Origin of the sequence: Streptomyces sp. NBC_01013, assembly GCF_045162765.1 — a bacterium.
Taxonomy (GTDB): Bacteria; Actinomycetota; Actinomycetes; order Streptomycetales; family Streptomycetaceae; genus Streptomyces.
Map to the genome: position 1 here is coordinate 7,829,430 of NZ_CP108687.1, position 26,727 is coordinate 7,856,156.

General features: G+C 71.5%; 26 protein-coding genes. 8 read left to right on the top strand and 18 right to left on the bottom strand.

Annotated elements, in window-relative coordinates; genetic code table 11:
• Positions 1–142: 142 nt before the first annotated feature.
• Complete coding sequence (locus OG538_RS33920) at positions 143–556, bottom strand: organic hydroperoxide resistance protein (RefSeq protein WP_406099409.1); 414 nt, start codon at positions 554–556, stop codon at positions 143–145.
• Between the two features lie 117 nt (positions 557–673).
• Between OG538_RS33920 and OG538_RS33925 the strand changes: the two genes are divergently transcribed.
• Positions 674–1,171: a MarR family winged helix-turn-helix transcriptional regulator gene (locus tag OG538_RS33925; RefSeq protein WP_406099411.1), complete on the top strand. Its 498-nt coding sequence runs from the start codon at positions 674–676 to the stop codon at positions 1,169–1,171.
• A 207-nt stretch (positions 1,172–1,378) separates the two neighbouring features.
• Here OG538_RS33925 and OG538_RS33930 read toward each other — a convergent pair whose 3' ends face one another.
• The 7 genes from OG538_RS33930 to OG538_RS33960 all read right to left on the bottom strand — a co-directional run bounded on the left by OG538_RS33930 (position 1,379) and on the right by OG538_RS33960 (position 6,979).
• Positions 1,379–2,059, bottom strand: coding sequence for a hypothetical protein (locus OG538_RS33930; protein ID WP_406099412.1), 681 nt, complete (start codon positions 2,057–2,059; stop codon positions 1,379–1,381).
• Positions 2,060–2,262: 203 nt separating this feature from the next.
• Positions 2,263–2,610, bottom strand: coding sequence for a DoxX family protein (locus OG538_RS33935; protein WP_406099414.1), 348 nt, complete (start codon positions 2,608–2,610; stop codon positions 2,263–2,265).
• A 172-nt stretch (positions 2,611–2,782) separates the two neighbouring features.
• Positions 2,783–3,415, bottom strand: coding sequence for a class I SAM-dependent methyltransferase (locus tag OG538_RS33940; RefSeq protein WP_406099416.1), 633 nt, complete (start codon positions 3,413–3,415; stop codon positions 2,783–2,785).
• 30 nt (positions 3,416–3,445) lie between these two features.
• Entirely contained in the window at positions 3,446–4,231 is a 786-nt protein-coding gene (locus tag OG538_RS33945) for an SAM-dependent methyltransferase (protein ID WP_406099418.1), read from the bottom strand.
• Between the two features lie 148 nt (positions 4,232–4,379).
• Positions 4,380–5,393: an NAD(P)/FAD-dependent oxidoreductase gene (locus OG538_RS33950; protein WP_406099419.1), complete on the bottom strand. Its 1,014-nt coding sequence runs from the start codon at positions 5,391–5,393 to the stop codon at positions 4,380–4,382.
• Complete coding sequence (locus OG538_RS33955; RefSeq protein WP_406099420.1) at positions 5,390–5,911, bottom strand: isoprenylcysteine carboxyl methyltransferase family protein; 522 nt, start codon at positions 5,909–5,911, stop codon at positions 5,390–5,392. Before OG538_RS33955 ends, OG538_RS33950 begins: the two co-directional genes overlap by 4 nt.
• A 12-nt stretch (positions 5,912–5,923) precedes the next feature.
• On the bottom strand, positions 5,924–6,979 hold the full coding sequence (locus OG538_RS33960; RefSeq protein ID WP_406099421.1) for a type III polyketide synthase: 1,056 nt from the start codon (positions 6,977–6,979) through the stop codon (positions 5,924–5,926).
• A gap of 118 nt (positions 6,980–7,097) precedes the next feature.
• On the opposite strand from OG538_RS33960, the gene OG538_RS33965 reads away from it, so the two are divergent.
• On the top strand, positions 7,098–7,970 hold the full coding sequence (locus tag OG538_RS33965; RefSeq protein WP_406099422.1) for a UbiA family prenyltransferase: 873 nt from the start codon (positions 7,098–7,100) through the stop codon (positions 7,968–7,970).
• Positions 7,971–7,986: 16 nt separating this feature from the next.
• Here the strand turns inward: OG538_RS33965 and OG538_RS33970 are convergent, their stop codons facing one another.
• The 3 genes from OG538_RS33970 to OG538_RS33980 all read right to left on the bottom strand — a co-directional run bounded on the left by OG538_RS33970 (position 7,987) and on the right by OG538_RS33980 (position 9,641).
• Positions 7,987–8,505, bottom strand: coding sequence for a hypothetical protein (locus OG538_RS33970; protein WP_406099423.1), 519 nt, complete (start codon positions 8,503–8,505; stop codon positions 7,987–7,989).
• Between the two features lie 22 nt (positions 8,506–8,527).
• Complete coding sequence (locus OG538_RS33975) at positions 8,528–9,262, bottom strand: SDR family NAD(P)-dependent oxidoreductase (protein ID WP_406099424.1); 735 nt, start codon at positions 9,260–9,262, stop codon at positions 8,528–8,530.
• A 196-nt stretch (positions 9,263–9,458) separates the two neighbouring features.
• Complete coding sequence (locus OG538_RS33980; RefSeq protein WP_406099425.1) at positions 9,459–9,641, bottom strand: DUF6381 family protein; 183 nt, start codon at positions 9,639–9,641, stop codon at positions 9,459–9,461.
• 192 nt (positions 9,642–9,833) lie between these two features.
• Between OG538_RS33980 and OG538_RS33985 the strand changes: the two genes are divergently transcribed.
• On the top strand, positions 9,834–10,520 hold the full coding sequence (locus OG538_RS33985) for a ribonuclease H (RefSeq protein WP_406099427.1): 687 nt from the start codon (positions 9,834–9,836) through the stop codon (positions 10,518–10,520).
• 159 nt (positions 10,521–10,679) lie between these two features.
• Positions 10,680–11,411, top strand: coding sequence for a CDP-alcohol phosphatidyltransferase family protein (locus tag OG538_RS33990; RefSeq protein WP_406099428.1), 732 nt, complete (start codon positions 10,680–10,682; stop codon positions 11,409–11,411).
• Here the strand turns inward: OG538_RS33990 and OG538_RS33995 are convergent.
• Positions 11,380–11,826: an adenylyltransferase/cytidyltransferase family protein gene (locus OG538_RS33995; RefSeq protein ID WP_406099429.1), complete on the bottom strand. Its 447-nt coding sequence runs from the start codon at positions 11,824–11,826 to the stop codon at positions 11,380–11,382. The two genes, OG538_RS33990 and OG538_RS33995, sit on opposite strands and share 32 nt — an antisense overlap.
• Before the next feature lie 214 nt (positions 11,827–12,040).
• Here OG538_RS33995 and OG538_RS34000 point away from each other — a divergent pair, with 214 nt between their 5' ends.
• From OG538_RS34000 to OG538_RS34010, 3 genes are read left to right on the top strand one after another with little or no spacing between them, the layout of a single operon-like run.
• Positions 12,041–13,303: a glycosyltransferase gene (locus OG538_RS34000; protein WP_406099431.1), complete on the top strand. Its 1,263-nt coding sequence runs from the start codon at positions 12,041–12,043 to the stop codon at positions 13,301–13,303.
• Positions 13,300–15,039, top strand: coding sequence for a lipopolysaccharide biosynthesis protein (locus OG538_RS34005; RefSeq protein ID WP_406099432.1), 1,740 nt, complete (start codon positions 13,300–13,302; stop codon positions 15,037–15,039). The genes OG538_RS34000 and OG538_RS34005 overlap by 4 nt, the downstream gene beginning before the upstream one ends.
• A complete protein-coding gene (locus tag OG538_RS34010; RefSeq protein WP_406099433.1) occupies positions 15,036–16,280 on the top strand; it encodes a hypothetical protein in 1,245 nt (414 codons plus the stop codon). Before OG538_RS34005 ends, OG538_RS34010 begins: the two co-directional genes overlap by 4 nt.
• Here OG538_RS34010 and OG538_RS34015 read toward each other — a convergent pair.
• The gene (locus OG538_RS34015; RefSeq protein WP_406099434.1) at positions 16,249–17,766 is read right to left on the bottom strand and encodes a hypothetical protein; all 1,518 of its coding nucleotides are present in this window, start codon (positions 17,764–17,766) and stop codon (positions 16,249–16,251) included. The genes OG538_RS34010 and OG538_RS34015 overlap by 32 nt on opposite strands.
• A gap of 113 nt (positions 17,767–17,879) precedes the next feature.
• On the opposite strand from OG538_RS34015, the gene OG538_RS34020 reads away from it, so the two are divergent.
• Positions 17,880–19,052, top strand: coding sequence for a glycosyltransferase (locus OG538_RS34020; protein WP_406099435.1), 1,173 nt, complete (start codon positions 17,880–17,882; stop codon positions 19,050–19,052).
• Here the strand turns inward: OG538_RS34020 and OG538_RS34025 are convergent.
• The 5 genes from OG538_RS34025 to gmd are packed head-to-tail and all read right to left on the bottom strand — an operon-like array spanning position 19,041 to position 26,614.
• A complete protein-coding gene (locus OG538_RS34025) occupies positions 19,041–19,868 on the bottom strand; it encodes a glycosyltransferase family 2 protein (protein WP_406099437.1) in 828 nt (275 codons plus the stop codon). The genes OG538_RS34020 and OG538_RS34025 overlap by 12 nt on opposite strands.
• Complete coding sequence (locus tag OG538_RS34030; protein WP_406099438.1) at positions 19,865–20,563, bottom strand: hypothetical protein; 699 nt, start codon at positions 20,561–20,563, stop codon at positions 19,865–19,867. The genes OG538_RS34025 and OG538_RS34030 overlap by 4 nt, the downstream gene beginning before the upstream one ends.
• Complete coding sequence (locus OG538_RS34035; RefSeq protein ID WP_406099439.1) at positions 20,560–22,818, bottom strand: LamG-like jellyroll fold domain-containing protein; 2,259 nt, start codon at positions 22,816–22,818, stop codon at positions 20,560–20,562. Before OG538_RS34035 ends, OG538_RS34030 begins: the two co-directional genes overlap by 4 nt.
• Positions 22,815–25,604 (bottom strand): LamG-like jellyroll fold domain-containing protein, encoded by a 2,790-nt coding sequence (locus OG538_RS34040; RefSeq protein ID WP_406099440.1) that lies wholly within the window; start codon positions 25,602–25,604, stop codon positions 22,815–22,817. Before OG538_RS34040 ends, OG538_RS34035 begins: the two co-directional genes overlap by 4 nt.
• Positions 25,601–26,614, bottom strand: coding sequence for a GDP-mannose 4,6-dehydratase (gene gmd, locus OG538_RS34045; RefSeq protein WP_406099441.1), 1,014 nt, complete (start codon positions 26,612–26,614; stop codon positions 25,601–25,603). Before gmd ends, OG538_RS34040 begins: the two co-directional genes overlap by 4 nt.
• Positions 26,615–26,727 lie beyond the last annotated feature (113 nt).

Consider the following 26,727-nt stretch of genomic DNA (forward strand, 5'->3'; position numbering starts at 1 on the left):
GTCGTGATCTACCGCGTCGAGGGCGGGCCATCGGATTGCACGTCCGTCGTCTGCGACGGCTTCCACACCTGACGCAGGCCCCGCCCGTAGGCGGGCGGGGCCTGCGTCGACGCGGTCGCGAATCCGCTGCCCGACGGTGTGGTCACTCGATGACGAGCTCGACCGGGATGTTGCCTCGGGTCGCGTTCGAGTACGGGCAGACCTGGTGGGCCTGCTCGACCAGCTTGCGGCCGGTCGCCTCGTCGACGGAGTCGGGCAGTTCCACACGCAGCGTGACCGCGAGGCCGAAGCCCTCGCCCTGCTTGCCTATGCCGACCTCACCCGTCACGGCGGCGTCGGTGACATCGATCTTGGCCTGACGGCCCACGAGCCCCAGGGCGCTCGCGAAGCACGCGGCGTACCCGGCGGCGAACAGCTGCTCCGGGTTCGTCCCCTGGCCGTTTCCGCCCATCTCCACCGGGATGGCCAGCTGCAGATCCAGAGTGCCGTCGGAGCTGATTGCGCGGCCGTCACGGCCGTGGGTGGCGGTGGCGACGGCGGTGTAGATCGATTCCATGGAAACCGTTCCTCTCGAAGGCATGTTCCGCGGCGGTGTCCGGCCGCTACCCCTGAAGTGAAGCACACAATTTAGTTGTGCACAATCAAATGGGGTGTCCGGCGTTATGCTGAATCCATGACCGCCACGCCCAGCCCCGCCCACCAGGCCCCGCCGGAGACCGACTACCTCCGTCTCGATCAGCAGATCTGCTTCTCCCTGAACGCCGCCTCGCGCGCCTTCGGAGGCGTCTACCGGGTGCTTCTGAAGGACTTGGGGCTCACCTACCCCCAGTACCTGGTGATGCTGGTGCTCTGGGAGCACGGCGAGCTGCCGGTGAAGGCGCTGGGCCGGCACCTGCGGCTGGACTCCGGCACGCTGTCGCCGTTGCTGAAACGACTGGAGGCGGCGGGCCTCGTGCGGCGCGAGCGCAGCGCGAAGGACGAGCGATCCGTGCACGCCCACCTCACGGACGAGGGCACGGCGCTGCGTGAGCGGGCGCTGCTGGTGCCCCGCCGGATCGCCGCCGCGACGGGCTTCGAGCTCGCTGAGATCGGCGAACTGCGCGATCGCCTCGACCGGCTCACGGTCGCCCTGGACGCGGCGGCGCTGACGGAGGGGCGGGACGGCCCCTAAGGCGTCCCGCCTGCTCGGCGGCGTCTGGCACGCACGCTCGCCGCGTTGTCGGGATCACCCCGATGCACCCAGTATCGGGGCGACCCTCCGCCTTGCGATCGCACGCACCGGACGCCGCCGAGCCCGCCCTCCGGGCGGACGGCGTTACTTTCGAAACAGGCCCTAGTGCCCGCAAGCGCCCCTCCGCGAGACGATGCGCCCGTCCGGTCAGGCGGCGTACGCGCTGATCGCCAGCGTTGCGGACAGCACTTTCCACAGCGCCCAGGCCCCCGCGCGGCTCGCCGTCGCGCATACGACGTGCTCGGTGCAGCGGGTCGCCCGGTCCTGCCAGGCGCTCACGACCAGGTAGTGGAACCCGAAGGTGCGGCTGAACGCGAAACGGATGTGCAGGCCGCTACCCAGGTCGTGGCCGGGCAGGGTCGCGATCTGCAGGTCGCTGTCCCCGACGGCCTCCACCCGGACCGGGTTGCCACCCAGCAGATCGCACTCGTCGGCCTGCCGGATGCGGGTCGGACACGCACCGCTCACCGGGAACAGCCAGAAGTTGTCGGTGAGCTGGCGGCGTACGTCGTGCGGGTCGGTGAAAGGGTGCAGCCCCATTGAGTAGCTGTACCGGTACAGCCACTCCACGCCGCCGTGGCACGATGCGGGCCCCTCGTCGCACCCCTCGGGGGCGGGGTCACGGCTGCCTGCCGAGGTGATGGCGGGCGAGCCGGCGTGCGCGGGCGCTGCGGCGAGGACGAGAGAAACCGCGAGCAGGACGGCCGACGCGCAGTGCCTCACCGTGCGGGTGAACGCCGCTCCGGACTGCGGAGCACCTCCTCGAAGGGTTTTGCCCCCACCGGACACGCGGGAGGCGGGACGCCGGGCGCGATCCGTCTTCCGCATCAGCACCTCCCGAAGTGCGGTACGAGCCACATGGACCGTATGTCCTCGGGCCGGGCTCGGCATCTCAGCGACGGGCCACCCCGGGACGCCTCTCCTCCTGCTGAGGGCGTGGCGTCCGCGACGCCGACGGCGTCGGGATCACCGTGAACCGGGCGGCCTGCGCGGTCGGTGCACCGGCGGCCGCCCCACGGTCCGGGGTGGGTTCAGGCCGCGAGCCCCAGCACCATGGCTCCGACGACCGGCGCCGCGTACACCAGCGGGTAGGGGATGTGCGTGTACCAGCGGGCCCGGATCACCGTGACGACGGCCCCGGCGAAGTACAGCACCAGGCCCGTCCCTGCCAGGATCCCGATGACCGGTACGAACAGCCCGGCGACCAGGCCCACCGCGCCGGCGGCCTTGGCCGCACCGAGCAACGTCCACCAGGAACGGGGGACGCTGTAGTCGGTCAGGGCCTGGACGACCCACTGGGCCCGGAAGAGGAGGGCGCCGGCCGAGTAACCGGCCATGGCGGCAGCGAAGAGAGTGACGACGACGTGGGCGACGGACATGGTGAATGCTCCTCATCGGGCGTGTGCCGGTGTGCTCTCGCCGGCCTCGGTGGCCGGTCCGGCACTGCACTGAAACGCCCCGCAGGGGAAACGTGACACGTCCGCGAAGATTTCTTCGAATTCCGTCCGTGCGGCCCTGCGGGGGCGACACCGCCCCCGCAGCGTCACTCCGTCAGGTCCGCCGCGCCAGCAGGAACAGGTGCGGTTCCGGTACGGCCGCCGGGTGGTCCGGGGTGAACAGGATGCTCTCCCTTTCCAGGACCGTGAATCCGGCCGCCGCCACCAGCGCGGTGAACGCCTCCTCGCCGAAACTCGTCACCTGCACCGGCTGGTCCATGAACGTGCCGCTCACCCCCTCCACGTCCAGCGGAACCGTCGCCACGGCCAGATGGCCGCCGGGGCGCAGCACCCGGGCCGTCAGATCCAGCACGTCCGTCTGCTCGGCGCGCGACAGCTGAAGGAGCGAGAAGTACACGCAGACCGCGTCAAAACTCTCGTCCTCCAGAGGCAGGTCGCGGACATCGGCGCAGCGGAACTCGGCCCTCGGCACCTGCCGGGACGCGATGTCCACCATGACGGGGGAGACGTCGACGCCGAGCACCTCGTGGCCGGCTTCGGCCAGGGTCTGCGCGGCCGGCCGCCCCGTGCCGCTGCCGACGTCCAGCACCCGACTGCCCGGAGTGAGCCGCTCCAGCAGGAGCTCCAACGAGGCGTGATGCGCGGCCGATCCGGCGAACGCCCGCTCGTATTCGACACCGAGAGCGTCGAACACCGACGCGGCGGTGGAGTGCTGAGCCGAGTCCATGGTGGAATCCCTTCGTCTCCTGCTGTTCCGTTACGGTACGCGGGCGACGGCCACGTACAGTCCGCTGTGCTCGGGATCCGGCGCAGGCGTGCCGCGGAACCACTCGGGTGCCGTCACCAGGCCCGGCTCGGCGATGTCCAGCCCGTCGAGGAAGAAGGCGAACTCGGCGCGGGTACGCAGCGCCAGCCGGATGCCGCCCTTGTCGTACTCGTCGGCCCCCTGCCGTCCCCGCTCCGGGTTGACGTCGGAGGCGCCCTGGGACAGCACCACATAGCTGCCCGGAGCCATTGCGCCCGTGAGTGTGCGGATGATGCCGACCGGGTCCACGTCGTCGGGCAGGAAGTGGAGCAGGCCGAGCATGGAGAGAGCGACCGGGCGCCGGAAGTCCAGGACCTTGTGGGCGGCCTCGAGGATGGTGTCCGGTTCGCGGACGTCCGCCGGGACGTAGTCGGTGGCGCCCTCGGGCCGGCTGATCAGCAGCGCCTCGGCGTGGCGCAGGACGATCGGGTCGTTGTCGCAGTAGACGACACGCGAGGCCGGGTTGATCTTCTGGGCTATCTGGTGCAGGTTCGGCGCGGTGGGAATGCCGGTGCCGATGTCGAGGAACTGGTCGACGCCCTCCCCGGCCAGCCAGGCCGTGGCCCGGTTCATGAACGCGCGGTTCTGATGGGCACCGATCTTCGCTTCGACGGGCAGCTGTTCCGCCACCGCCTGGTCGACGGGGTAGTTGTCCTTGCCTCCGAGGAGCGCGTCGTAGACGCGCGCCGACTGCGGCCTGCTGGTGTCTATCGGGGGCTGGGACATCCCTGTCGTCATGGCGAACTCCGTTGCAGATGAGGTGAAACCGCTCCTGCGGCGAAGTCTGCCACAGCAACTCCGGCATGATCACGAGGTGTTGTGGGGCGCCCTGCCGCCCGCCGGTGCGACGGCCCGCACCGGCCGGTAACGCGTTACGGCACGGCCGCTATTGCAGTGCGCGCACCGCCGCGCCGAAGAGGGCCGGAGCCCGGTGAGCGGCGGGGACGATCAGCCGTGCCGTGGCGGGACGCCGGGCCAGCGACAACAGCCCCTCGGTGAGCAGACGGTGACGCCTCGTGGCCCTGGCCCACCGGGCGGGGTAGTCCTGCGGACGGCCGGTGGCGAGCGAGTCCACCGCCGCACCGGCCGTCGCGACGGCCAGCGCGACTCCTTCGCCGGTGAGCGCGTCCACGTAGCCCGCCGCGTCACCGACCAGCAGCACCCGTCCCGCGCGCTGGGCCCGCGCCCGCTGGCGCAGGGGACCGGCGCCGCGTACGGCACCGGCTTCCCGGCCGAGGAGCGTGGCGGCCAGACGGGGGAAGGCCGCCAGCTGGCTCTCGTACGCAAGGCGACCGCCGCTGAGCACGGCCACGCCCAGCAGTCCGTCCCCGAGCGGCGTCACGTACGCCTCACCGTGCCGGGACCAGTGGACCTCCACGAATTCCGTCCACGGGGTGAGGCGGTAGTGCCGTCGAAGTCCGTACCGGCGCACCGCCGTTCCGGGCCCGTCCAGACCGAGCCCGCGGCGGACGGGGGAGTGCAGCCCGTCGGCCGCGATGAGCCAACGGGCGGTCAGCCCGCCGGCACGGACGCGGTCGTGGTCCTGCCGCACGTCCGTGACCTTCCCCGCCACGATCCGGACGCCGAGCTCCACCGCCCGCGTGTGCAACGCGGTGTGCAGTGCGGTCCGCCGCACGCCCAGCCCGGTGCGGCCGCGGAACGCCGCCGCGGCACTCCGCGCGCCCTGCACGTACCGGATTCCGCGCAGGGGATGGCCGGACACCTCGACGCCCAGGCCGCGCAGTGCCGCCACTCCGCTGGGCATGATGCCCTCGCCGCACGCCTTGTCGACGGGGGCGGCCCGGGGTTCGACGACGACGGCCTCCATGCCGAGCGAGGCCGCCCGGATCGCCGCCGCGAGTCCGGCCGGGCCGCCGCCCGCGATCAGGAGATCAATCACGCCGGGACGCCCCCGGCGGAGGCAAGTGCCGCCTCCTCGCAGCTGACCCGTACGGCCATGAGCCCCGCATTGAGTACGGTGAAGAGCAGCGCGGTCACCCACGCGCCGTGCACGAGCGGCAGCGCGATCCCCTCGGCGGCGACGGCGACGTAGTTGGGGTGGCGCAGCAGACGGTACGGTCCGCCCGTCACCAGCGGCAGCCCCGGCACCACGATGACGCGGGTGTTCCACCGGTGGCCGAGCGTACGGATGCACCACCAGCGCAGGGCTTGTGCGGCCACCACCACGGCCACCATCGTCCAGCCGAACAGCGGCAGGAACGGCCGGCCCCCCGGACCTGCCTCGGCCAGACACCCCGCCAGCAGCGCGGTGTGCAGGGCGACCATCGCCGGATAGTGACCGCGGCCCGACTCGGTTCCGCCCCTGGCCAGCGCCCAGCGAGTGTTGCGCAGGGCGACGGCGAGTTCGGCGAGGCGCTCACCCGCCACGGCCAGCACGAGTGCCGTGTACCAGATCATGTCTCCTCCGACCTACCAGCGCAGCAGCACCAGTTCGCAGCAGAATCCGGGGCCCATGGCCATGAGCAGACCGGGAGAACCCCGCTCGGGGCGTCGCTGCTCCAGCGTGTCCCGCAGTACGTGGAGAACGGAGGACGAGGAGAGGTTCCCCACCTCGGCCAGCGAACGCCAGGTGACGTCGAGGGCGCCGTCGGGGAGCGAGAGGACGTCGGAGACGGCCTCCAGGACCTTGGGGCCGCCCGGGTGGCACACCCAGTGGGCCACGTCCTTCGGCTTGAGGCCGTGCTCCGCGAGGAAGTCGCGTACGTCGTCCGCCAGATGGCGACGCACGACATCGGGGACGCCCGGATCGAGCACCACCTTGAAGCCCGAGTCGCCGATGTCCCAGCCCATGATGTGTTCGGTGTCCGGGTACATACGGCTGCGGGTGGCCACCACCTCGGGGCCCGTATCCGGGGTCCTGCCCTCGCCGCGCGCCACCACGGCCGCGGCCCCGTCACCGAACAGGGCGGTCGCCACCAGGTTGGCGGGCGACGCGTCGCCGCGCTGGAAGGTGAGGGAGCACAGCTCGACCGAGAGCAGCACCGCCACGTCGTCGGGCCGGCCGAGCAGGTAGTCGTGGAGCCGGGCGATCCCGGCGGCCCCGGCCACGCAGCCGAGCCCGAACACCGGCAGCCGTTTCACGTCCGGTCGCAGGCCGAGCCGTCCCACGAGCCGGGCGTCCACGGAGGGAGCGGCCACGCCGGTGACCGAGGTGAACATCAGCAGGTCCACGTCGGTGGGGCGCAGCCCCGCCCTGCGCAGCGCCCCGCGCAGCGCCGCGGCGCCCAGATCCACGGCTGCCCCGATGAACACGTCGTTGGCGTCCCCGAAGCCGTCCAGTTCCGCGTAGCGCTCCAGCGGCAGCACCATGTTCCGGGTGCGCACCCGCGCGTTCTCGTGCAGCCGGTCCAGGACGCGGCGGTCCGCCCCCGACGGCAGGCAGGTGCGGGCCACCATGTCGGTGACCTCGCGCTGGGTGTGGCGGTACGGGGCGAGGGCGCCGTGCACGGCGGCGATCCGGGTCATCCCCGGCCCTGCTTCTCAGGCGTCATGGCCCATCCCTGCCCCGCGTGAGAGACAAAACACCGCAAACAACCCGTGCGGCTGTCAGGCCGGCCGTGTCAGGAGTCCCTACGATCGCGGGATGGGCACCCCGGACCCGTCGCACCCGTACACCGCGGCCGCGTGGCCGCTCCGCCGTGCGGTGACGGGGCTGGCCCGCTCCTGCCACCCGGGGCCGGTGGTCGCGGTGACCGCGATCGCGGGCCTCCTCGGCGCGGGCGTGGGCCTCGACGCCCTCCGCGGCGCGCTCCTGGTGGCCGCCGTGCTGAGCGGGCAGCTCTCCGTGGGCTGGTGCAACGACGCGTTCGACGCCCGGCGGGACGCCGCCGCCGGACGCGCGGGCAAGCCGGTGGCCGACGGATCGGTGAGCCGCAGGACGGTCTGGGTGGCGGCATTCACCGCCGCCCTGCTGAGCGTTCCGCTCTCCCTGGCGTGCGGCCCGCTCGCGGGCGCGGTCCATCTGACGGCGGTGGCGGCCGCCTGGGCGTACAACCTGAAGCTCAAGGCCACGGTCCTGTCCTGGCTTCCCTACGCCATCGGGTTCGGCACCCTGCCCGCCGTGGCCGCGCTGACCCTGCCGGGCCGCTCCGGGCCGGCCTGGTGGGCTGTGACCGCGGGTGCGCTGTTGGGGGTGGCGGCCCACCTGGGTGATGTCCTGCCCGACATCGAGGGCGATCTGCGCGAGGGCGTGGCCGGTCTTCCCCAGCGGATGGGAGCCACCGCTACGGGGATGTTGCTGCCGGTTCCCCTCGTGGCGGCCTCCGCGGTCCTGGCCCTCGGCCCGGCCGGGCCGGCCGGGCCGTGGGGCGCCGCGACGCTCGCCGTCGCGGCGCCGGCGGCACTCGCCGGGCTTATGTTCGCCCGGACCTGGCGCAAGGCCCCGCTCGCGGCGGCGGCCGTGGTCGCGGCGGCGGACGTGATGCTCCTGCTGGTCCGCGGGACCGCCCCGCTGTGACCCAGGGCCGCGGCCGTCACAGGGTGCGCAGCCAGCCGTCGATCAGCCGGAGGTCGGATTCGGTGAGGCCCAGCCCGGGATCGACACGATGGAGCAGGGCGGGCCCGTCGTGGTGTGCGGCGACCCAGCGCCCGTCCCGCTCGGTGATCTCGTCGTCCACCCATGCGAAGGCCCTCCCCGCCGCCCAGTCGACGAGGGGGCGTGTCTTCCAGTGCAACCCGGCTCGCACGTCCCGCTCCTCCTCGGCCGAAGGGGCGGGCCAGGTGACCACCGGGAGCTCCGGCAGCCCGAGCCGGGGGGCGAGGACCGTGTTCGCCTCGTCCTCCCACGTCGTCGCCCAGACCGGTTCGCACGCGAGGGCGGCAAGCCGCGGCCCGAGCGCCGGGTCGATCCTGTCGAGGAGCGGATTGCCCCCCGTTCCCGTCGGATGGGGTCCCGCCGGATACACCGGGCGCACGCCGGGGCGCGGGCCGAACGGGATCAGGGGGCCGTCGACATCGAGGAAGAGCAGCGGGAGCCCGCCGGTACCGGTCACCGCCGCACCGTACAGCCGGAGGTCAGCGACCGCCCGCCACCCGCAGGATCGCTCCCGTGGCGTACGAGGCGTCGTCCGAGAGCAGCCAGGCGACCGCGCCGGCGATCTCCTCGGGCTGCCCCGGGCGGCCGAGCGGGATCCCGGCGGCTGCCTTGTCGGGGCGCTCCGGGTCGGCGTGGAAGCCGGTCCGGATGATGCCGGGGGCCACCGCGTTGACGCGGATGCCGGCCGCCCCGACCTCCTTCGACAGTCCGACGGTCATCGTGTCCACGGCTGCCTTGGCCGCCGCGTAGTGCACGTACTCGCCCGGACTGCCGAGCGTGGCCGCGGCCGACGACATGTTCACGATGGCCCCGCCGCCTGACCGGCTCATGTCGCGCACGGCGCGCCGGGCACAGAGCAGATAGCCGATGACATTGACGTCCAGGGCGCGCCGGATGCCGGCCGCGTCCGCATCGGCGAGCGGTCCGGTCGGGCCGCTCACCCCGGCGTTGTTGACCAGACCGGTGACCGGGCCCAGCTCGGCGACGGCCGTGTCGAACAGCAGGTCGACGCCGGCCTCGTCGGTCGTGTCCACTCGCACCGCGACACAGCGCCGGCCCCTCTCCCGCACGGCCGCGGCGACGCCCTCCGCCGCTCCCGCGTCGGAGTGGTAGCCCAACGCGATGTCATGGCCGTCGGACGCCAGACGTATGCAGACCGCGGCTCCGATGCCTCGGCTGCCTCCGGTGACGACGGTGACCGGATGACGGCTCATACGTGGCCCCTCACTGCTGTGCGACGACGGTGACGTCCGCGGGGAGCCCCCATCGTAAGGAACGATGATCAGCTGTCCTCCGTCCCCGCCCTCCAGGCCCACGAGCGAGGTGGCGCCCGGCCGCGCGCACGCCGATGGGCTGCCACCCCCTCATGGAAGGGTGGCAGCCCATCGTTCGCGAGTGCGCCGCGGGTGACTACAGGGGGCGGTCGCTGCCGCCCCGGCCGGCCGGCTGCTCGCTCTGCTCATGCAGCTTCCGGGCCTTCTCCTGGAGCCGTCGCCGCTGCTCCGGGTCGTTCGTGCGCTCCGCGGCCTCGGTCATGTGCTTGGCCTTCTCGCGCATCTGCTGGGCTCGGCCGGTTTCTCCTGCAACGCTCATCATCGCTCCTTGAACGGTAGGGAAGAGCGGGCCCCTTCAGGGAAGCAGCGCTGCGTGAGCATCGCATTCCGAACCGTTACGTACGGTGAAAGCACCAGGTGGAGAGGGTGTGGGGGCCGGACCGGCACGGTTCGGGCGCCCGCTGCGGAACCGGCGTGATCCGGGCGGTCCGGCGCTGGCATGATCAGGGGTATGAACGAGCGCATGATCGCCGGGTGTGACGGGGCGTCGAAGGGTAATCCGGGGCCGGCCGCCTGGGCCTACGTGGTGGCCGACGCGGACGGCAGGCCGGTGCGGTGGGAGGCCGGGCCGCTGGGCACCGCGACCAACAACGTGGCCGAGCTCACCGCCCTGCAGGAGCTGCTGGAATCGGTCGACCCGGCCGTGGCGCTCGAAGTCCGGATGGACTCGCAGTACGCGATGAACGCCGTGACCAAGTGGCTGCCGGGCTGGAAGCGCAACGGCTGGAAGACATCGGCCGGCAAACCCGTAGCCAATCGCGACCTGGTGACCCGTATCGACGCCCTGCTCAGCGGCCGGGCCGTGAACTTCGTCTATGTGCCCGCCCATCAGGTGGACGGTGACCCGCTGAACGCACTGGCCGACCAGGCCGCGAGCGAAGTGGCCGTGGCCCAGCGTGCGGCGGGCACCTCGCAGGGCTCCGCGGAGCCCGTCCCCGCCCCCTCCCGGGCCACCGAAGGGCGGCGGGCCGGGGGAGCGGTGAAGAAGGCGGCGAGCACGGCCCGTTCCGGCGGCGCGACCATCCGCGCCAAGTTCGCCGGCCGGTGCCACTGCGGAAAGCCGTACGCGGCCAAGGACATGATCGCCAAGAACGACCACGGCTGGGGCCACCCGGAGTGCCGGACCGCCACTGCCTGAGCGGTGGGCGCACGTGCGGGGCCTCCGCGCGGCGCGCCACCCGGCCCGACGGTGGTGTTCCCTCCCGCGCGGGGTGGTGCGCATGCCATGATGCGGCTCCGGCGGTGCGGGCTGAATCGCCGTCGGGGCTGTGGGCAACGGCGACACGCTGGGGGGCGTATGGAGAGCACGGTTGCGGTACTTCGTGAGCTGCGCGGGGCACAGAAGCCGGCCAAGGGGGTGTCGCTCTACTCGCGGTACGTGAACCGGCCGGCCGGCCGGATCTTCGCGGCAGCCGCCTACCGCCTCGGAATGACGCCCAATCAGGTCACGCTGGTGAGCGCGGCGTTCACGTTCGCGGCCCTCGCCTCGGTGGCGCTGGTGCGCCCCGGCTGGGGACTGGCGGTGCTCGTCTATCTGGGGCTCGCCGTGGGGTTCGCCCTCGATTCGGCGGACGGACAGCTCGCCCGGCTGACCGGCCGCGGCGGTCCCGACGGCGAGTGGCTGGACCACGTCGTCGACTGCGCGAAGATGATCCTGGTCCACACCGTCGTGCTGATCTCGTTCCACCGCTACTTCGGTCCGGGCTCCGACGGCTGGCTGCTGCTGCCGCTCGGCTTCCTGTTCGTCGCGGTGCTCACCTTCTGCGCAGGACTGCTGCGCGAGCAACTGGGCAAGGCCGCGGCCCGTGCCGCGTCGACGGGCGGGGTGCCGGCAGCTCCAGCCTCCCGGCTCCGGGCCGTGGTCCTGCTGCCGGCCGACTACGGCGTGTTCTGTCTGGTCTTCCTGCTGCTCGGCGACGAGACGGCGTTCCACATCGGATACGCCGCACTCGCTGCCGTGCACGCACTGTTCCTCGTGGCGTTCCTGGGCAAGTGGTTCAGGGAGCTGAGAGCGCTCCGGGCAGACTGACGAGCGTGTCCAGCGCCCGGCGCAGCTGGGTGCTGGACGTGTGCACGGTGTACGGGAAGTAGATGACCTCCACGCCGACCGCGGCGAAGTCGCGTTCCAGCCGCTTGCCCTTCTCCGTGTCGCGCCAGTCGTCTCCCTTGAAGATGACGTCGAACCTGACCTGTTGCCAGGTCTCGACCTTGTCCGGGACGGTCTCGACGAACGCCGCGTCCACGTACCGGACGCTGCGGACGATCTCCAGTCGTTCCGGCAGCGGAATGACGGGCTTGTGGCCCTTGGCGAGGGCGGCCATCTCGTCCGAGACGACCCCCGCGACCAGGTAGTCGCACTGACTGCGGGCATGCCGCAGGATGTTGAGGTGACCTACGTGGAACAGGTCGTAGACCCCCGGCGCGTAGCCGACCCTGTGCACCATCCGTTCTCTCCCCCCACGGTGTGAACGTGACGTCCGTGTCCCGCCGGCAGGTGTCCGGACATGGCATCCGGTGCGGTGGGATATCGGTATCGGTGTTGATGGTGCAATGACCTTACTGTGAAGACCACTTGCTCATCTCGTGAACGGATAAGCTCACTTTTGGGGCTGTTCCTTGGGGGAACACAGGTGGCTCCGGGGGGAAGGCGATCGTCCGATGCCAGAATCAGAGCACCACAAGCCGCTCGACGGCCGCCGCTTGCTGGTGGTCTCCACGAACTACGCACCCGAGCTCACCGGCATCGGTCCGTATGCCGCGCAGCTCGCCGAGCACTGGGCCCGCTCGGGCGCCGACACCCATGTTCTGACCGGCATGCCGCACTACCCGGCCTGGCGGACCGAAGCGGCCTACCGGGGGGTGTGGCGGGCCGAGGAGCAGCGCTCGGGCGTCACCGTCCACCGGCGAAGACACTATGTGCCGCCCCGTCAGAGCGCCCTGCGCAGAGCCGCCTTCGAGGCGAGTGTGCTCGCGCACGGCCTCGTCGCCCCGCCCGCGCTGCGCCCCGACGCGGTGATCTCCCAGCTGCCGAGCCTCGCCGGCGGCGTCATCGGCGCCAGGCTCGCCCGCCGCCACCGGGTCCCCTACATACCCGTCGTGCAGGACCTGATGGGTGCCGCCGCCGCGCAGAGCGGCATCCGGGGCGGCGGAAGGGCGGCGGCCCTGGCGTCCCGGGCCGAGCGGTACGCGCTGGAGGCCGCGACGCTGGTCGGCGTCATCCACGAGAGCTTCGTCCCCCGGGTCACCGCCTACGGAGTGGACCCGGACCGTATCCGTCTGGTCCCCAACTGGAGCCACGTCCGGGCGCCTTCGGCCGACCGCGCCGCGACCAGGGCCCGCCTCGGCTGGCCGGAGGGCACCCCCGTGGTCCTGCACTCCGGCAACATGGGACTCAAGCAGGGGCTGGAGGTCCTCGTCGACGCGGCGCGGCTCGCCCCCGAGATACGCATCGTCCTGATGGGGGACGGCAACCAGCGCGACGCCCTGGCGGCCCGAGCGTCCGGCCTGCCCAACCTCGATCTCCTGCCGCCCGCCGACGCGGACGAGTTCACCGACATCCTGGCCGCCGCGGACGTACTCGCCGTGACCCAGCGCGCGTCCGTGCTCGACATGAGCGTGCCCTCCAAGCTCACCTCGTACTTCGTCTCGGGCCGCCCCGTCATCGCCTCCGTGGCCGACGGGGGCGGGACCGCCCAGGAGGTTCAGCGTTCGGGTGCCGGACTCCTTGTCGCACCCGAGGACCCGGCCGCGGTGCTCGCCGCGGTCCGCAAACTCGTCGAGGAGCCCGCGGCCGCCGCCGAACTCGGCTCCAACGGACCGCTCTACGTGGCCCGCCATCTCAGCAGGGAAGCCGGTCTCGCCCGCTTCGACGCACTGCTCACCGAGGTCCTTCAGGACGCCGAAGGGAGACACCGCCGATGACCCACCCGATCCGCGCCCTGGAGGACCAGGACGAACCCGCGCTGCTGCGGGACCAGTTCCGCCAGCTCCTGCGTTACCGCGCCCTGCTCGCCGCGGGCGTCGTCGTCGGACTGCTCGGCGCCGGCTGGCTGGCCCTCAGCGGCGAGGACACCTACACCTCCACCGGCGAGGTGTCCGTACGCTCCGCCACCTCGGACCCCTTCGCCGCGGGCGCCTCGGCCGACAAGGGCATCAACATCGGCTCCGAGCGCCAGACCGCCGTCAGCGACGCCGTGGGCACCGTGGCCAGCGCCTCTCTGGCCAAGTCCGGGGACGCCGTGGACGTGGGACCGCTGCTCTCCGGTCTCCAGGTCACCAACCCGCCCAACACCCTCGTCCTCAGGTTCTCCTACACCGGTCCCAGCCCCGAACAGGCCAAGGCCCGCGCTCAGGCCCTTGCCGAGGCGTACCTGGAGATACGCCGGGAACGCACGGAGAACAGCATCGACAACATGGTCGACGGCTACCGCGCCCAGCTGAAACCGCTCACCGAACAACGCGACCGGCTCGCCGAGCAGGAGACCGGCACCGTCGGCAACGACGTCACCAGCGCGCGGGCCAACCTCATCGTCTCCATCTCCGAACTGAGCCAGAAGATCTCGGAGTTGCGCGCCCTCGACACGACACCCGGCTATCTGAACAAGAACCCCGTCGTGCCCGAGACACCCAGCGGCGCGGGGCTGCCCCTGCTCCTCGGACTCGGCGGCGTCGTCGGTCTCGCGCTCGGCCTGCTGCTGTCCTGGGTGCGACTCGTCTTCGATCCCGCCGTCCGCTCCACCAGGGAACTCAGCCGCTCCCTCGGCGCCCCGCTGCTCGGCACCCTGCCCAGGGAACGAGCGGCGGCCGGAACGCTGCTGGCGATCGGGCGCGGCGGCAGCAGACTGGCCGAGGAGTACCGGGCAGTAGCCTTCCGGCTCGCCTACGACCCCTCCTTCACCGAGCGCCGGCGGCTCCTGGTCACGGCTCCCCGCGGCGACAACGACATGGCGACCGCCGCGGCGGCCAACCTCGCGGCGGCCTTCGCCGAGATGGGGCGCGACGTCCTGCTGGTCGAGGCCGATCTGAGGGCCCCGTCGCTGGCCAAGGAACTGGGCGCGGCGGGCCGCGGCGCCCGGCCCAGCTGGGCCGCCGAAGGGGACGGGCGAACCTGGCCGTCGGACAGCCGTATCAACGTGGACGTGCCCGGGTCGGGAGCCTTCACCCTGATCGCCGGCCGCCGCACGGACAACGTGCCGCGCGCCCTGACCTCCGCGCCTGTCGGCCGCATCCTCGCCGAGGGCGGCCGGCCGGGAGCCGTCGTCATCGTGCTGGCCCCGCCCGTGCTCTCGTACGCCGACGCCGTCGCGCTCATCGACCGCGTCGAAGGCGTCGTGGTGGTCTGCGACCCGCGCGAGGTGCACCGCAGCGACCTGGAGCGCATTCGCGAGGTCATCGGCGCCGCGGGCGGCTCCGTCCTCGGCACTCTGCTGCACCCCGGCCACGGGCGCCTGGAGCGCCGGGCCCGCCGCAAGGCCGCCAAACGCCGGGGCCGCCCGGTACCCCCGCACGGCAACGACGGCCCGCAGGCGGGCGGTCCCGACCGGGCCGACGCCGGCGGGCATGCAGGCGACCCCACCGAGACACTCGGCCTGCGCACGCTGGACGGGGGCAGCGGACGCGGCGGCAGCGACCACAGCAGCACCGCAGGGCACAGATGAGGGCGCGCACCGCGGTCGTCTGCTCGGTCGCCGACCAGGGGGTGGCGGCACTCACCAACATATTGGTCCTGGTGGTGGCCGCCAGGCTCTCCACCGTCGCCGACTTCGCACGCTTCTCCGCCGTCTACCTCGTCTTCACCGTGCTCCTCGGAGTGTCCGGCGCCTACACCGGCCAGCCGTTGGTGCTCCGTCGCGGGGCGAGCGACGGGACGCGCGGTGCCTGCCGCTCCGCGATCGGCTTCACCCTGCTCGTCTCCGCCGCCGTCGGCGGCCTGCTCGCCGCAGTCTGCGCGGTCCTGCCGGGGGAGACGGCCCGCGCCCTGACCGTGCTCGGGCTCGTCCTGCCGGTCGTCCTCGCACAGGACACGGCCCGCTACGCCTTCGCGACGCTCCACGCACAGCACATGGCTCTGGCCGCCGACACGCTCCGGCTGGCCTGCGTCCTCGGCGCACTCGCCGTACAGCCGCACGGCGCCCCCGCCGCCCGGCTGGTCATGGTCTGGGGCCTCTCCGCCTTGCCCGCGCTCGTGCTGTCCGCGATCGCTCTGCACCGCCGGACGGCCGGCACCCCGGTGCTGCTGAGACCCCTCCTGGCGAAGGGGCACCTCGGCCGACGGTTCGTCGTCGAGTTCGGCGTGGGCAACGCGACCAGTCAGCTCTCCGTGCTGGGGCTCGGTGCTGTCGGCAACCCCCTCGTCGTCGGCGCCCTGAGAGGCGCCACCACCCTCTTCGGGCCCCTGAACGTGCTGTTCACCTCGGCCACCGGATTCGGCCCCCCGCTCCTGGGACGGCTGGCCACCGACCGGCTCCGGGTGCGGGCCACCGCGGCCCTGGGCGCCCTCCTGGCACTGGCCGCGGCCGGCTGGGCCACCGTCCTCGCCCTGCTTCCCGGCTCGGTCGGACGCCATCTCCTGGGCGATACGTGGCCGACGGCGGCGGCGCTGCTCCCGGCGACGGGCAGCCAGTACGCGGCGATGGCCGTCGGCACCTGCGGGCTGCTCGCGCTGAGGCTGCTCGATCCCCGCGCCACGCTCTCCATCCAGGTGGTCTTCTCGGTCGCCGCGGTCGCCTTCCTCGTCGGCGGCTACCTGTTCGCAGGGGTGATGGGCGCCGCCTGGGGCCTGTGCCTGGGGTCGGTCTGCAAAGCGGTCGCGACCTGGACCCGGGTGGCCCGGCTCACCCGCCGGAGCACGTCCGGGCAGGCCCCGGTCAGTGCGAGCGCCGTCGGTTCCGGTCCGTGAAACTCGTGACGAGCATCAGGCACAGCGCCGCGATGGCGAGCTTTCCGACAGCCTGGAGCAGCGGACCGCGCAACAGGATGAAGGTGTATCCGGCGATCAGCGGCGCCGTGATCGCCAGAACGCTGCCGGGCCCAGGACCGTCCCGCGTAACCGCCCGGGCATAGCGGCGGTCGGTGCGCGCAGCCGCGTAACCGATCAGGGCCAGCCCGCCGATCAGGCCCGGAGCCCCGAAGTCCACCCACAGTTCGGTCCACAGCGGCGCGGAGAGGTTCGTCATGTTCATCCCCATCCACTGCCCGACGCGCACGCCGGTGTCCTCCGGCTTCCCGCTCCAGGCAGCCCGAGGTACGAAGAAGAAGGCAGATCCCGCCAGTTGGCGGCCGTAGGTGTGGCCGCGGGTGTCGACCCAGGAGATGGTGTTGGCGAACATCACCGTCTGGTCGTAGTCCTTGGTGGCCAGCGGCTCGAACACCGACGACGACTGGACCGGCCGGTACCCCGAGTCGTCGTAGCGGAACCTGTCCGCGTACGGGAACAGCACCAGGGCGCCGATCACCCCCATGGCCAGGACCGACCGGTACATCGCCGCGCTGCTGGGGAACGCCGTGAACAACAGAGAGACCAGCACCGTCAGGAACCAGTAACGCGCATTGGATATGGGGTTGTTCACCACGAGGTTCACCGCTGCCAGTGCGATCCACACCAGGACGGTGGACGGGGAGCGTCGGGCCCGGCGCGAGGTCACCAGCCGCCGGGTGTGGAACAGCAGCGCCAGCAGGGCCGGGACGGTTCCGAAGCCCTTCAGGAACGCCGAGCCCACATTGGACTCCCCGGACGCGACGCCGCTCTGCGCGACCGAGGCGCTGATCTCCTGCCTGCTGGAGAAGAACACGGCGGGCCCGCCGACCTTCAGGACGTAGTACCCGCTCGCCGCGAACGCGAGCAGCACCAGCAGCCGCAGCCTGACCGGATGCGTCAAGGCGGGACCGCCGCCACCGCCGCGGGACGTGGTACGCCGCCGCAGCGGACGCCGGGAAGCCAGCAGCGCCCCCAGGTCGAAGGCGGCGCACCCCACCAGGATCAGGGCGATCGCCGTGACCAGATCGGAGCGCGGCCCGACCATCGGCGTGGGCGTCTGACCGATGACCGCCTGAGCGAACGGCGCCACCCCCATCGCGATGTACACGAACATCCAGAAGACGCCCTGCAGCAGCCGGCGCCGGGTGGACAGGATCATCGTGGCGAGCCGGGCTCCGGCATAGCAAGTGAGCACGAGCTGCAGCCAGTACGCCGTGTCCCGCGACCCGGTTCCGGGCTGGGCCGCGATCAGCGCCGGCAGGAAGCAGACCAGCCCCAGGATGAGCGGCACGGCCATCGCCCGCGACAGCATCGCCCACGACATCGGTTTCGCGAGCGGTTCGACGGGAGGGCGAGGGCCTTCCTCCCGAACGGGCGCGGACGGCGGCGCCTCGTGCACGGACGTCATCGTTCCCCCGTTCCATGGCCCTGCGAGCCTGTGAACACCTTAACGAATCAGCCCACTTGAGGTGATGTGATGACTAGTCTGTGAACAGTCGGCCGAGGGTGAGGGGAACCCTGGTGAAGATCCTGCACATCGTCACACTGCACACCCCGGACCACGCCTTCGGCGGTCCGACCCGGGTGGCCCTGAACCTTTCGAAGGTCCAGCGCGCCGGGGGTGACGACGCCCGGATCATGGCCCTGGGCGACGGCTTCGACGGCCCGCTGCCCGGGGAGGTGGAGGGCGTGCCCGTCCACCTCTTCCAGGCTCGCCACCTGCTGCCGATGTTCGAGGTCAGCGGCATCACCTCCGGCCCCCTGCTGCTTGCCGCTCGACGCATGATGCGCGGCGCCGACCTCGTCCACGTCCATCTGATGCGCGACCTGGTGACACTGCCTGCCGCGCTGCTCGCGCTGGCCACCCGCACCCCGCTCGTCGTCCAGACGCACGGCATGGTGGACCCCACCGAGAAGCGGGTGGCGCAACTGACCGACCTGCTGGGCGTACGAACGGTCCTGCGCGGCGCGGACGCGGTGCTCCACCTGACCGAGGCCGAACGGCTCGACGTGAACGCCGTCGCGGCTCCCGTCGCGCTCACCAGGACCGTGCGCCTGGTCAACGGTGTACGCCCGCAGGAGCTCAAGCCCGCCCGCGACCCGGCCCGCCCGCCGACCGTGCTCTTCCTCGCCCGGATCCAGGAGCGCAAGCGGCCGGAGGACTTCGTGGCCGCGATGCCCGCGGTCCTCGCCAAGCACCCGGATGCGCGCTTCGTCCTGGCAGGGCCCGACACCGGCGCACTCCCCGGCACGCTGCGACTGGCCCGCAGCCTGGGTGTGCTGGACTCGCTCGACCACGTCGGCCCGCTGGACCATGAAGAGGTGCTGGCCGCGGGACGGCAGGCCGATGTGTACGTCCTGCCGTCGATCGAGGAACCCCTGGGTGTCTCGGTCCTCGAAGCGATGTCCGTCGGCACACCCGTGGTCATCACCCGCACCTGCGGACTGGGCCCCGACGTCGCGCGGGCCGGAGCGGGCCGGGTGATCGACAGCCGCCCCGGCGAGGACGAGGCCAATGCGGGGAAGGTCGCACAGGCGGTCCTGGAACTGCTGGAGCCCGCGGCCAACGCCGAAGCGGGGCGGGCCGCCTGGGAGCTGGTCAACGAGGACTTCACCATCGACGTCGTGACCCGGACACTCCGGCGGACCTACGAGGACGTGGTCCGCCGGAAGCGCCGGAGCTCAGGAGGCTGACGGTTCGCGCGACTTGAGCGCGATCTGCCACCGGTAGAAGCTCATCGCCAACGCGAAGTCGAACCCGGCCCGCCCGTCCAGGAACCCGCGCCGGTACACGTACATGTAGGCGAAGGACACCAGCGGCTTGAACGGCGCCTTGTGGAACAGCTGTCCCTGCCGGGACTTGACCCGGCGCACCTGCTCCTTGACGTCGGGGTGGTGTTCCAGCCACGCCTCCCAGTCCGAGTAGCGGTTGTGCCGCTCGAACCAGGCGGTCACCGGGTCGAGATCCTGGTGCTCGATCGGGTTGCGGAGCGCTCCCGCGCTCTCCGCGACCGGCTGGTAGTGCCCCTCCACCTCGCCGATGCCCGGTGCGTCGAGATCCCCCACCTCCGGGTAGTGGCTGCGGGTGCGGTCGGTCAACGAGCGCTTGCGGATGGTGTATCCGTGGCGCAGCCGCTTTCCCGAGAACCAGTACCCCAGCGGGATGTCGTACGCCGCCGGCCGGGGCGCGTCCGGGTCGGCGAAGACCTGCCGCAGCTCGGCCAGCAGGCCGGGACTCAGCCGTTCGTCCCCGTCGAGCAGCAGGATCCAGTCCAGATCGGTGCGGACGTGGTCCAGGCACCACTGCTTCTTCCTGGGGTGCCCGCCGTCCCAGGTGTACATGACGACCTCCGCCCCGCACTCTGCAGCGATCTTCGCGGTGTCGTCGGTGCTGTGCGAGTCGACGACGACGACCGCCTCGAAGTGGCCGAGGACCGACTTCACCGCCTCGGCGATGTTGAGCCCCTCGTTCTTCGTGGGGATCGCCACGGCTATCGGCAGCTTGTTCATCCGTTGTCTCCTTCGGGCAGCCAGGCGTAGCAGCCTGTGGAGGTGAAGGCGCGGGCGGCCTCCGGGATCGTGATCGCGGTCCGTTCTCCGTCGTCGGACGAGCCCGACACCAGGTTCTTGCCGTTCGCCCCGGTGACCTGCCAGTTGCAGGTCCTGGTCGGGGTGACGTCCCGGTACTTCCCCGGTCGCAGCTGCTTGCCCTGGTGCGTGCCGTCGGCGTACCCCCGGGACGCCCGCTCCACCAAGTCCCTGTGCTGGATGCACAGGTGCTCGACCGCGGGCTTCGCGTCGGCGATCTCACCGGTGACGATCGCGCCGACGGCCGTGTCCCGATCCACCTTGACGAGGTACGTCAACCGGGCGCAGGTCTCCTGTCCGGTCTGGAGCACGGCTGCGGGGTCCATGCCCTTGGGCACGCGATCGACGAGGTACTCCTTCTGCTTCTTCGTGAACGAGCCGGTGGCCGGAGTGAGTTCTTGGGTGGGAATCTTCGGGGGCTCGCTGGTGGGGGATGCCTTCGGGCCGGCGGGGGCCGGGCTCCCCGGCCCGGACTCCGGGCCCGCGGCGGGGCCCGACGAGGCTGCCGGACCGGCCCCGGACGCCTTCTGTCCTCCTCCGTCGGAGGACGAGCCGCAGGCGGCCAGCGCCGCCGTCATCATGACGACGGCGGCGCCGGCCAGGAACGGATACCTCATCCACCCGTCCTCAGCGCGTAGTGGGCAGCGACCTGCGAGCTGCTCAGCGCGGTCGGATAGACCGCTGTCTCGTCGATCTGCCCGGCGAAGAAGTTGCTCGTCGGGCGGTTCGGCCAGTTGGCCAGGTTGTCCCCGCCGACCCGCCAGTAGCCCTGGTAGCTCTCGCTGCCGGTGTACAGCGGGTTGGCGGCACGGAGCTGCCCGTCGACGTACAGTGCCATGCCGCCGGGCCCCTGGGTCGCGACCACGTGGTGCCAGGCACCGTCGTTGTACGCGGCAGGAGTGGTCACGGTCCGGGTGCCACCGCTGTAGACCCCGAACATCAGCCGCCCGTCGTTGCGCATGTAGACGTGCTTGTCGTACTGGCCGCTGTTCTGCATCGTCAGGTTCCCGAAGCCGATGATCTTCCCTCCCCTGACGGTCGTGGTCTTGATCCACGTCTCCGTGGAGAACCTGGTCGGCTGGGCGTGCCGCCTGTTGCTGTACGCGTACTCGTCCGTCCCGTTGAAGCCCATCGCGGTCGACGGGCCGGCGATCGCCGCCGGAGTCTGCCGGTACGAGGGCGCGTTGCGCAGGAAGCCGTTGTCCAGGCCGCCCGAGGCATCGCCCGCGAACGTCGAAGTGGCCTCGTCGTAGCGCCAGTACAGCGAGGCGCCGTCCGAGATCACCCTGGCGGGGTACGCCTCCGCCGCGGACGCCACGACCGCCGTCACCGCCGGTGACTTGGCGCTGGTGTTCGTGCCGTCGCTCGCACTGATCCGGTACGTGTGCGTCTCACCCGGCACCACGTCCTGATCCGTCCAGGTCAGCTGCGGGCGGTCCCAGAACAGTGAGGAGCCGGTGACGGTGTGCACGGGAGCACTCGCCCCGTCCTTGTAGATCCGGTAGGTCAGCTCCCCGTCGTCGGTGTCGAAACTGGTCTGCCAGTTCACGTCCACCTCGCCCGCGCGGACCGTGGAGACACTGGCGTTGGGCACCCAGGGCGCCCCCGTGTCCGGGCCGTCGGCGAACCGGGTCAGCCCCTGCTGCGCCGAGCCGTTGACCGTCGTGAACTCGCCGCCCACCCACAGGTAGTGGTGACCGCCCTTGTCCGTCTGTGCCATCACCCGCGGACCGACCGGCTCCCCGATGCCGTCATTGGTGTCAGGGAACCACGGCAGCAGTTTCGGGTCGTCGACCGCCTGCGCCAGCAGGTGTTTGCGCGGCTGGTCGGGGAACTCGCCCATGGACGCGCAGTCATGGGCGTGACTGCCGCTGTACAGAACCCCGTTGTGCACCAGCAGGGCCTGCGTGGCACCCAGGCAGGTGTCGCGCCAGACCTGGGAGAAGGTGGTCAGGTCGAGCGCGATCCGGCCGTCGAAGACACCGCCTCCGGTACCTTCGTTGGCCGTGTAGAACTGGGTGGCGTCCGAGGTCAGGTCCTGCACTGTCGAGGTGTTCGGAATGAATCCCGGATAGCTTTTGTCCAGGGCGCCCGTCGTGGCGTCCACCACGGCCAGCGCGTGCGAGTTGGTGCCGTTGACGGTGAAGAAGTCGCCACCGATCACCACGTGCTGTCCGTCGGGGGTGACTTCGACGGCCCGGCCGACCTCGTCCGTGTTCGCGGTGAACGGCTTGAGCTGGGCCCCGGTGGTCACGGCGGCGAACTTGTTGCGGGTCTGCCCCGCAACGCTGTTGAAGTCGCCGCCGAGATACACCGTGTCGTCGGTGACGGCGAGCGCACGCACGGTGGCCGACACCGCTACCTTGAAGTCCTCGCGCGGGGTGCACGTGGCCGTGTCGACGGCCGCGATGTTGCTGACCCCGACCCCGTTGACCGCCCCGAACTGGCCCCCCGCGTAGAGGGTGTCACCGTCCGGGGACAGTACGAGGGACCGCACGGTCGCCGTCCCGGACGAGAGGGTGAACGACAGGTTGCAGCCCGTCGGCGCGCCCGTCGCGGCGTCGAACGCGGCGAAGTTCACCGCAGGCTGTTCCGACGTTCCGGCCGCGGCGTCCGGCGGCCGGACCGTGGAGAAGGTGCCGCCCGCGTAGACGACCCCGTCGGCCGACGCGGCCATCGACCAGACGATGCCGTTGGTCTGCCAGGTGGACAGATCGTCCGCGGTGAGTGACACCGGCGGGGTGAGAGCCACCGCCGGGGAGCCCCCGGCAGCGGCGGCGCTCAGGGCCCCGGCGAGCAGGCAGAGCGCGGCGGCCACGGCACGCGTGCGGCCCCGGGCGCCGGGTCTGCGCCCCGTACTTGCGTTCATCATTCAGCTCCGAAGGTGAGAACGAGCTGCGGCCGGTAGGCCGCGGTTGCGACTTCGCTGGACCAGATGCGGAGGCTGTCCGTTCCGCTGTTGGTGAGAGCGAATGAGTAGGCGGAGCCCAGGGCCCCACCCAGTACCGGCGCGTTCAGCTCCACGGAGTAGTCGGTGGAGACGGCGGTCGCGCCGGAGATGGTCCCCAGCACCGTCGGGGCGAGCGACGGGCGGGTGCTGTAGGTGACCGCCGACTCGGTCCACGCGCCGGTGACCGGCACGAGCGTGTGGGATTCGGCCGAGCCCGCCGTGGAGTCCGACGAGGTACGGAACATGAGCCGGGCGCTCTTGAGCTCCTGCCCGGCCGGCGCGGCCGGCAGGGCGAAACGCACGTAGCCGAGGTAGGGCGTGCTGCCCCGGGAGGCGAGCTGGCTGTCGTTGTAGGTGGTGTTCGCGGCGACCCCGTTGACGTACGCGTCCTCCGTCGGTGTCAGCGTGAGCGTCGTGTCCCCGGGGCCGGACGGGGTGTCCGCCAGATCGTGGTGGGCGGCCACCCGGGCGGCGCTCAGCGCCGACGGGTAGACCGCCGTCTCGTCGACCTGCCCCGCGAAGTAGGTGCTGGTCGGACGGTTGGGCCAGGCGGTGGACATGGCGTCCCCGCCGACCCTCCAGTAGCCGTTGTACGAGCGGTTGCCGGCAGTGGGGTTGGTGCCGACCTGAGCGCCGTCCACGTACAGCCGCATGCCGGACGGGCCCTGGGTGGCGACCGCGTGGTGCCAGGCGTTGTCGTTGTAGGACGCGGCCGAGGTGATCGTCGGCCGGCTGCTGGAACTGCCGACCTGGACACCGAAGGCGAGGCGTCCGTTGTCGGTGAGGTACAGGACCTTGTCGGAGATGCCGCTGGTGTGACCCTGGGCGGTGCCGATGTTGCTGCCGTACCCGACGATCCGCCCGCCGCGGGTCGTGCTCGTACGGAACCACGTCTCGATGGAGTACGGGGACGGCGAGACGTAGTGGTGCAGCCGATCGCTGTAGACGTACTCGTCCGTGCCGTTGAGGGTGAGCGCCGTGGAACCGGTCACGGCGGACGGCGTCGAACGGTACGAGGGCGCGTTCATGTACACCCCGCCGTCGTCGTTGTCGGAGGCGTCGGAGGCGAACGCGCCGCCCGCCTCGTCGTAACGCCAGTACAGATCCGCCCCGTCGGCGAGCACGCGTTCCGCGTAAGGGCTTGCCGAACCTGCCGCGGTGACGGAGACGTTGGCGGAGAGGGCGCTGGTGTTGGTGCCGTCGCTCGCGGTGATCCGGTAGGCGTAACTGCGGCCGGCCACCACGTCGGTGTCGGTGAAGGTCAGCTGCGGCCGACTGAAGAACAGCGAGGAACCCGTCGCCGTGTGAACGGGAGTCGTGCCGCCGTTGCGGTACACCCGGTAGGTGAGCCGACTGTCGTCCAGGTCCAGGCTCGAACGCCAGCTCACTCGTACCTCGCCGGCCCGCGGCGCGGAGAGACTGACCACCGGTGCGGAAGGCGCCCCCGTGTCAGGGGAGTCGGCGAACCGGGTCAGCGCCTGCTGCGCGACACCGTTGACGGTGGTGAACTCGCCGCCCACCCACAGGAAATCGCGTCCGTCGCGGGACGCGACGGTCAGCGCTCGCGGCCCCACCGGTTCACCGATGCCGTCATTGGTGTCCGGCAGCCAGCCGAGCATCGCCGGATCGTCGACGGACTGCGCGGTCAGGTGCTTGCGGACCTGGTTGGGGAAGCCGCCCATGGTGGAGCAGTCGTGGACGTGACTGCCCGCGTACAGCACTCCACGGTAGACCCGGAGTGCCTGCGTGGCGCCCTGGCAGGTGTCCCGCCACCGCTGGTCGAACGTGGTGAGGTCCATGGCGAGCCGACCGTCGAACGAGGCCCCGCCGGCCCCCTCGCCGCCCACGTACCAGCCGCTGGACCCTGTGTCGGTGACGATGTCCTTGATCACGGCGGACGCCGGGATGAAGTTGTTCGCGTACGCGCGGGTCAGCACGCCCGTGCCGGCAGCGGTCACGGCGAGCGCGTGGGAGTTCGCGCCGCCCACGGTGAAGAAGTCCCCGCCGATCAGCACGCTCTGCCCGTCGGGGGTGACCTTCAGCGTTCGTCCGGGCTCGTCGGCATCCGGATTCCAGGCAGTCAGCGCACCTGCGGCCGTGACCGCGCCGAAGAAGCGGCGAGTCTGGCCGTTGATGCTCTGGAAGTCGCCGCCGGCGTAGACCGTTCCGTTCGCTGCCACGTCGAGCGCCCGTACCGCCGCCCCGAAGCCCGGAGTGAAACCAGAACGCAAGGTGCAGGTAGCGGTGTTGATCGCGACCAGGCCGTTGGCAGCGGTCCCGTTGACCGCATTGAAGTAGCCACCCGCGTACAGCGTGGACCGGTCGGGGGAGACCGCGAGCGCTCGCACGGTCGCGGTGCCGCTGGAGCGTGTGAAGGAGAGCGAGCAGCCGGTGGGCGCCCCGGTCGCCGCGTTGAACGCTGCGAAGTTGACAGCGGAAGTGGTGTTGCTGCCGGCGGGGGAGCCGGCCGGACGGACGTTGGTGAAGGTGCCGCCCGCGTAGACGGTTCCGTTCGCCTCGGCGAGCGACCAGACGATCCCGTTCGTCTGGTACGTGGCGAGGTTGTCGGCGGTGAAGCCGACCGGCGGGGTCAGCGCGGTGGCCGGGGGAGCGGTCACCGCGGAGGCGGTCAGGACTCCGGCCGCAAGGGCCAGGACGGCGGCGAACACCCCGCTGCGGCTGCGTCCGGGACGTCGCGGGCCCCTCACCGGTCCACCCGCACGGCAGCTCCGGTGAGCTGATCGGCAAGCTGCCGGACATCGGCGTCGACCATGATCCGGGCCAGCTCCCGCGACTTCACGGCGGGCTTCCAGCCCAGCAGCTCCGCCGCCTTGGAGGCGTCCCCGATCAGCGCGTCGACCTCGCTGGGACGCTCGTACTTCGCGTCGTAGCGGACGTGCTCGCGCCAGTCCAGACCGGCGTGCTCGAAGGCGTACTCCAGGAACTGCCGGACGCTGACGCCCTCCCCGGTGGCCACCACGTAGTCGTCCGGCGTCTCGCACTGGAGCATCCGCCACATCGCGTCGACGTACTCGGGGGCGTATCCCCAGTCGCGCACCGCATCCAGGTTCCCCAGATGCAGATGTGTCTGCAGGCCCGCCTTGATCCGGGCCACCCCGCGGGTGATCTTCCGGGTCACGAACGTCTCCCCCCGGCGCGGGGACTCGTGGTTGAACAGGATCCCGTTGACCGCGAACATTCCGTAGGCCTCACGGTAGTTGACGGTCGCCCAGTACGAGTACACCTTGGCGACGCTGTACGGGCTGCGTGGGTGGAACGGGGTCTGCTCGTTCTGCGGCGGCGGGTTGGCGCCGAACATCTCCGAGGAGGACGCCTGGTACACACGGGTGTCGATGCCGCTGGCACGCACGGCCTCCAGCAGCCGGATCGTGCCGAGCCCGGTGATGTCCCCCGTGTACAGCGGCGCGTCGAAGGAGACCCGCACATGCGACTGCGCGCCGAGGTTGTAGACCTCGTCGGGCTGGATGTCGCGCAGAAGGTTCACCAGGGCGACGCCGTCGGCCAGGTCGGCGTGGTGCAGGACGAACGAGCGGTTCTCCTCCTCCGGCCCCTGGTAGATGTGGTCGATCCGCTCGGTGTTGAAACTCGACGAGCGGCGTATGAGGCCGTGGACCGTGTATCCCTTCTGGAGCAGCAGCTCGGACAGGTACGAACCGTCCTGTCCGGTCACGCCGGTGATGAGCGCGGTCTTCGCCACGTCTCCCCCTTCTGTGGTCGCCTGAAAGGCGGTCGGTCAACCGAAATTTCAGAATTTGAGCGATCTGCGGCAAAGCGTCACCGCGTCATGGAGCGGCTGGCACAATCCGAGCC